This window comes from Azospirillum sp. (assembly GCF_035627195.1).
Lineage (GTDB): Bacteria > Pseudomonadota > Alphaproteobacteria > Azospirillales > Azospirillaceae > Azospirillum.
In genome coordinates this window covers 1-6,416 of the sequence record NZ_DASPMG010000101.1, presented here as the reverse complement: position 1 = coordinate 6,416, position 6,416 = coordinate 1, and the positions used below count along the sequence as shown (strand labels likewise).

The following is a 6,416-nucleotide window of genomic DNA, read 5'->3' as shown; positions in this document are numbered from 1 at the left end:
CCGCCGCGGCCTGCGCCGCACCTACCAGAACTCGCTGCTGTTCCGCGGCCTGTCGGTGCTCGACAACCTCTACCTCGCCGTGCGCGGGGTGGGGCGGCGGCGCATGAGCCTGCTGCGCCCGGGCGACGACCACCCGGCCCGCGTCGCCGCCCGCCAGCTTGCCCATGCCATCCACCTGGAGGACGTCGGCGACCGGCTGGTCTCTGAGCTGTCGCACGGCCAGCAGCGGCAGCTCGAGATCGGCATGGCGCTGGCCGGCGCGCCGCGCTTCATCCTGTTCGACGAGCCGGCGGCCGGCTTGAGCCCGGCCGAGCGGCGCGAACTGGTGGACATCCTGAGATCGCTGCCCGCCCACATCGGCTTCATCATCATCGAGCACGATCTGGCCGTGGCGCTGCAGGTGGCGGAGACGGTCACCGTCATGCACCAGGGCCGCGTCTTCAAGCATGGCCTGCCCGCCGAGATCGAGTCCGATCCCGAGGTGCAGAAGATCTATCTTGGTGGTTCTCATGGGGGAGGCCAGCATGGCTGAGCCGATCCTCGACGTCGCCGACCTGCACGTCTATTACGGCCAGTCGCACGCGCTGCAGGGCGTGACGCTGCGGCTGGACGGCGGCGTGCTGGCGGTGGTCGGGCGCAACGGCATGGGCAAGACCACGCTGTGCAACGCCATCATGGGCATGATACGGGCCGAGCGCGGTGCCGTGCGCGTGGCGGGCCGCGACATCCTGGGCCTGCCCCCCAACCATGTGGTGGCGCACGGCGTCGGCTACGTCCCCCAGGGCCGGCGCGTCTGGCCTTCGCTGAGCGTGGACGAGCATTTGCGCTTGGCGGCGGGCAGCAAAGGGCCGTGGACCGTCGAGCGCGTGTACGAGGCCTTCCCGCGCCTGAAGGAGCGGCGCAACAATGGCGGCGGCCAGCTGTCGGGCGGCGAGCAGCAGATGCTGGCCATCGGCCGCGCGCTGCTGGCCAACCCCAAGCTGCTGATCATGGACGAGCCCACCGAAGGCCTCGCCCCGGTGATCGTCGAGCAGGTCGCCCTGATGCTGAAGCGCCTGGGCGGCGAGGCGGAGATCAGCGTGCTGCTGGTCGAGCAGAACCTGGGCGTGGCGCTGGACGTGGCGTCCCGCGTCGCCGTGATGGTCAACGGCCGCATCGCCCGCGAGCTGCCCTCGGCCGATCTCGCTCGCGACCCGGAGCTGCAGCGCCGCCTGATCGGCGTCGGCGGCCACGGCCACGAAGACGAGGTCACGACCGCCCCGGCGCCGGAACCCGAACCGCAATCGACCGTCTACACCGTGCGCCGCGCGGCGGCGGAGATCGCTGCCGAGGCGACGGTCATCGAACTGCCGCCCGAGGCGCCTGCCTACAGCACCGCCCGCGCGCCGACGCGCTGGAGCCAGGGCAACCCCACGGCCCGCCCCGCCGCACCGACCTCCGCCACGGTGGTCCCCGTCATCGCCGAGGACGCCGTCCCGCGAGAGATGCTGGTCCCGGTGGCGCAGACCGTCGGCCGCGTCGCCTACGTTGCCGGCACCTTCGACACCAAGGCAAAGGAGCTGTTCTTCCTGAAGAACCGCATCGAGAAGCTGGGCCTGTCGGCGGTCGCCGTGGACCTCTCCACCTCCGGCCGCCCCAGCCCTGCCGACGTCGGCCCGCAGGAGGTGGCGCGCCATCACCCGCGGGGGGCATCCGCCGTCTTCACCGGCGACCGGGGTGCGGCCGTCACCGCAATGGCGGAGGCGTTCGAGCGCTTCATCCTAGCGCGGCGCGACGTGGGCGGGTTGATCTCGGCGGGGGGCTCGGGCGGCACGGCGCTCGCCACGCCGGCCATGCGGCGGCTGCCGGTGGGCGTGCCCAAGGTGATGGTCTCCACGGTCGCCAGCGGCGACGTGAAGGGCTACGTCGGGCCGTCGGACATCTGCATGATGCATTCGGTCACCGACGTGCAGGGCATCAACCGCATCTCCGAACAGGTGCTGTCCAACGCCGCGCACGCCCTGGCCGGCATGATCGCGCACCGCCCGCGCACCTCCATGGCCGAGAAGCCGGCGGTCGGCCTGACCATGTTCGGCGTCACCACGCCGTGCGTGCAGAGTGTTCAGCGCGCATTGGAGGAGCGTTATGACTGCCTGGTCTTCCACGCCACCGGCATCGGTGGCCAGTCGATGGAGAAACTGGTCGACAGCCGCCTGCTGACCGCCGTCATCGACGTGACCACCACCGAGGTCGCCGACCTGCTGATGGGCGGCGTGTTCAGCGCCGGGGAAGGGCGGCTGGACGCGGTGATCCGCACGAAGGTTCCCTACGTCGGCTCCTGCGGTGCGCTCGACATGGTGAACTGGGGGCCGATCGACGAAGTGCCGGCCGCCTTCAAGGGCCGGAACCTCTACAAGCACAACCCGCAGGTGACGCTGATGCGCACCACGGCCGAGGAAAGCGCCCGCATGGGCCGCTGGATCGGCGAAAAGCTGAACCGCATGGACGGTCCCGTGCGCTTCTTCCTGCCGGAGGGCGGCGTGTCGCTGCTGGACGCGCCGGGCAAGCCCTTCCACGACCCGACGGCCGACGCGGCTCTGTTCCGCGCGCTGGAGGAAGCGGTGCGCCCGGCCCCGAACCGCAAGCTGATCCGGCTGCCGTACAACCTGAACGACCCGGCGTTTGCCGACGCGCTGGTCCGCGCCTTCGAGGAGGTCACCCGATGCCCCGCATAGCCCGCCACACCATCCTCGACACCTTCCGCGCCAAGATCGCCCGGGGCGAGCCCATCGTCGGCGGCGGCGCCGGTACCGGCCTGTCCGCCAAGTGCGAGGAGGCGGGCGGGATCGACCTGATCGTCATCTACAACTCCGGCCGCTACCGCATGGCCGGGCGCGGATCCCTGGCCGGCCTGCTGGCCTACGGCAACGCCAACGACATCGTCGTGGAGATGGCGCGCGAGGTGCTGCCGGTGGTGAAGCGCACGCCGGTGCTGGCCGGCGTCAACGGTACCGACCCATTCATGATCCGCGACCACTTCCTGCGCCGGCTCGCCGACCTGGGTTTCTCGGGCGTGCAGAACTTCCCCACCGTCGGCCTGATCGACGGCACCTTTCGCGCCAACCTGGAGGAGACCGGCATGGGCTACGGGCTGGAGGTGGACATGATCCGCGCCGCCCGCGACCTGGACCTGCTCACCACCCCCTACGTCTTTTCCGAGGACGAGGCGCGGGCGATGGCCGAGGCCGGGGCCGACGTCATCGTCTGCCACATGGGCCTGACCACCGGCGGCGCCATCGGGGCGGAGACGGCGAAGACGCTGGAACAGTGCGCCGCCGACATCAACGCCTGGATCGACGCCGCCAAGCGCGTGCGCAAGGACGTCATCGCGCTGTGCCACGGCGGCCCCATCAGCATGCCGGACGACGCAGCATTCATCCTGGGCCAATGCCCGGAGTGCAACGGCTTCTACGGCGCATCCAGCATGGAACGGCTGCCGGTCGAAACGGCGCTCACCGAACAGACGCGTGCGTTCAAGAACATCGCCCGAAAGGCGCGCGAGTAATAGGGAGGCTTTTGTCATGGACACGATCGGCGCGCTCTTCGCCTGGTTGGTCGTCGTCGCGATCGTCGTGGCGGTCGTTGCCTACTTCCTCTACTTCTTCTACCGCCGTTCGACGAAGGAGGTGAGCTTCGTGCGCACCGGCTTCGGCGGGCAGCGGGTGGTGGTGAACGGCGGGGCCATCGTGCTGCCGATCATCCACGACCGCACGCTGGTCAACATGTCCACCCTGCGCCTGGAGGTGCGGCGCGCGCGCGAGCAGGCACTGATCACCCGCGACCGCATGCGCGTGGACGTGGTGGCGGAGTTCTACGTGCGCGTCGCTCCGAACCCGGAGGCGATATCCATCGCCGCGCAGACACTCGGTTCCCGCACCATGAAGGCGGACGGGCTGAAGGAGCTGGTGGAGGGCCGCTTCGTCGACGCGTTGCGTTCGGTGGCCGCCGAGATGAGCATGGAGGAGATGCACGTCCGCCGTGGCGACTACGTCAAGCGCGTGCGCGCCACGGTGGCCGAGGATCTGGCGCTGAACGGGCTGGAACTGGAAAGCGTGTCGCTCACCAGCCTCGACCAGACGCCGATGGAATACTTCAACCCCTCCAACGCCTTCGACGCCGAAGGCCTGACCCGCCTGACCCAAGAGATCGAGCAGCGCAAGAAGATCCGCAACGACATCGAGCAGGACACCGCCATCCAGATCCGCAACAAGAACCTGGAGGCCGAGAAGGTCACGCTGGAGATCGAGCGCGAGTCCGAATACGCGCGGCTGGCCCAGGAACGCGAGCTGGAGATCCGCCGCGCCATGCAGCGCGCCGAACTGGCCCGCGAGCGCGCCGAGCAGGAGCGCACCGCCGAGGAGGCGCAGCTCACCGCGCGTGAGCAGGTGGAGCGCATCCGCATCCAGACCGAACGCCGCCTGGAGGAGGAGCGGATATCCCGCGAACGCGAGGTGCAGCGCCTGGAGGTCGACCGCCGCAAGGCGCTGGAACTGGCCGAGCAGGAGCGCCAGATCGCCATCGCCGAACAGTCCCGCGCCCAGTCGGAGGCGCTGGCACGGGCCGAGGAGGCGCGTGCGCTCGCCGTCGCCGCCGAGGAGCGGGTGTTCTCCGCCCGCGAGGTGGAGCAGGCCGAACGCCGCAAGCGCATCGAGCTGATCGCCGCGTCGCAGGAGGCCGAGCGCGACGCCGTGCGCCTGCGCACTGAGGCCGAGGCGGAACGGCTGGCCGCCACCGACCGCGCCGAGGCCGCGCGCATCGCCGCGGAGGCCGAGGCCGAGGCCGACAAGATCCGCGCCGCCGCCGCCCGCCTGCGCTACGAGATCGAGGCGGAGGGTACGCGCCAGATGAACGAGGCGCAGAACGTCATGTCGCCGGACTCCCGCACCTCGGCCATGCGGCTGAAGCTCATCGACAAGCTGGAGGCGATCATCCGCGAAAGCGTACGGCCCATGGAGCGGATCGAGGGCATCAAGATCCTGCACGTGGATGGTCTGGGCATGAACGGCCACGCCAACGGCGACGGGGGCAACGGCGTCGGGATCGCGGATTCCGTGGTGAACTCGGCGCTGCGCTACCGCGCCCAGGCCCCGCTGGTGGACCAGCTGCTGCGCGAGATCGGCATCGAGGGCGTGGACATCGGCAAGCTCGCCGGCGGCGCCGGTCCCCGCGCGCTGGGCGAGCCGGACGAAAGCAAGAAGCACTGAGCCGAGAAGCATTGAATGGGGTGAGAGATGGTCAAGGTCTACACCTCTACCGTCGTCGATGCGCCGGCCGACCGGGTGTGGGCGGTGGTGCGCGACTTCAACGGGTTGCCGTCCTGGACGCCCTTCGTCGCCGAAAGCCGGATCGAGGGCGGGCAGGCGGCCGACCGGGTGGGCTGCATCCGCAACTTCCGCCTGAAGGACGGCGGCGTGATCCGAGAGAAGCTGCTGACGCTGTCCGACTACGACTACCAGTGCGCCTATTCGATCCTGGAAAGCCCGATGGGGGTCAGCAACTACATCGCCACGCTGAAGCTTTCTCCCGTTACCGACGGTGGCCGCACCTTCGCCGAATGGTCGGCCGAGTTCGACTGCGAACCCGGCCGGGAGGCCGCCCTGGCCGAACTGATCGGGCAAGGCGTCTTCCAGGCGGCGTTCGACAGCCTGAAAGACCGGATGAGGCGCGTCTGAGATGCCGCGCGTCACCCGATCCACCGTCATCGACGCGCCGGTCGCGGAGGTTTGGCGGGTGCTGCGCGACTTCAACGCGCACCGCGACTGGCACCCGGCGGTCGCCGACAGCCTGATCGAGGACGGCATGGCGCCCGACGAGGTCGGCGCCGTGCGCCGCTTCCGCCTGACCGACGGCGGGGTGCTGCGGGAGCAGTTGCTGACGCTGTCCGACCGGGACTTCAGCCTGTCGTACGGCATCCTCGACGCGCCGGTGCCGCTGATCGGCTACATCGCGCAGATCCAGCTGCGGCCGGTGACCGATGGCGACCGCACATTCTGGTCTTGGTCCAGCCAGTTCGACTGCCCACCCGAGCGCGAGGCCGAGATGGTCCGGCTGGTGGGGGAGGGCATCTACGAGGCGGGGTTCAATGCCCTGAAAGCGCACCTGCGCGGCGGCGCCTACAAACCCGCCCCCGCCCAGCGGGGGAGGGTGCCCGAGCGCAGCGAAGGGCGGGTGAGGGAAAGCGACGCCATCGTCGTCCGCGCCTACGGCGGCCCGGAGGTCATGCAGTGGACGCGCGTGCCGGTCCCGCCGCCCGGTCCCGGCGAAGCCACCATCCGCCATTCCGCCGTCGGCGTGAACTTCATCGACGTCTATTGCCGCACCGGCTACTTCCGCTTGCTCCAGCCGCCGGGCGTGCCGGGGATGGAGGGGGCGGGGGT

The 6,416-nt window shown here is 70.1% G+C and carries 6 protein-coding genes; all 6 read left to right on the top strand.

Annotated features, from left to right (window positions below; genetic code table 11):
• The coding region (locus tag VED21_RS09185) for an ATP-binding cassette domain-containing protein (protein WP_324882039.1) at positions 1-532 on the top strand (532 nt) is incomplete at its 5' end.
• On the top strand, positions 525-2,714 hold the full coding sequence (locus VED21_RS09180; RefSeq protein WP_324882038.1) for an ABC transporter permease: 2,190 nt from the start codon (positions 525-527) through the stop codon (positions 2,712-2,714). The genes VED21_RS09185 and VED21_RS09180, both read left to right, overlap by 8 nt.
• Complete coding sequence (locus tag VED21_RS09175; RefSeq protein WP_324882037.1) at positions 2,702-3,544, top strand: phosphoenolpyruvate hydrolase family protein; 843 nt, start codon at positions 2,702-2,704, stop codon at positions 3,542-3,544. Before VED21_RS09180 ends, VED21_RS09175 begins: the two co-directional genes overlap by 13 nt.
• A 16-nt stretch (positions 3,545-3,560) precedes the next feature.
• Positions 3,561-5,243 (top strand): flotillin family protein, encoded by a 1,683-nt coding sequence (locus VED21_RS09170; RefSeq protein ID WP_324882036.1) that lies wholly within the window; start codon positions 3,561-3,563, stop codon positions 5,241-5,243.
• 27 nt (positions 5,244-5,270) lie between these two features.
• Positions 5,271-5,711 (top strand): SRPBCC family protein, encoded by a 441-nt coding sequence (locus VED21_RS09165; protein ID WP_324882035.1) that lies wholly within the window; start codon positions 5,271-5,273, stop codon positions 5,709-5,711.
• 1 nt (position 5,712) lies between these two features.
• Positions 5,713-6,416: SRPBCC family protein (locus VED21_RS09160; protein WP_324882034.1), on the top strand; the 704-nt coding region annotated here is incomplete at its 3' end.

Coding starts and splice junctions, on each gene's coding strand:
- VED21_RS09180 (WP_324882038.1), top strand. CDS start 525: ATGGCTGAGCCGATCCTCGACGTCGCCGACCTGCACGTCTATTACGGC.
- VED21_RS09175 (WP_324882037.1), top strand. CDS start 2,702: ATGCCCCGCATAGCCCGCCACACCATCCTCGACACCTTCCGCGCCAAG.
- VED21_RS09170 (WP_324882036.1), top strand. CDS start 3,561: ATGGACACGATCGGCGCGCTCTTCGCCTGGTTGGTCGTCGTCGCGATC.
- VED21_RS09165 (WP_324882035.1), top strand. CDS start 5,271: ATGGTCAAGGTCTACACCTCTACCGTCGTCGATGCGCCGGCCGACCGG.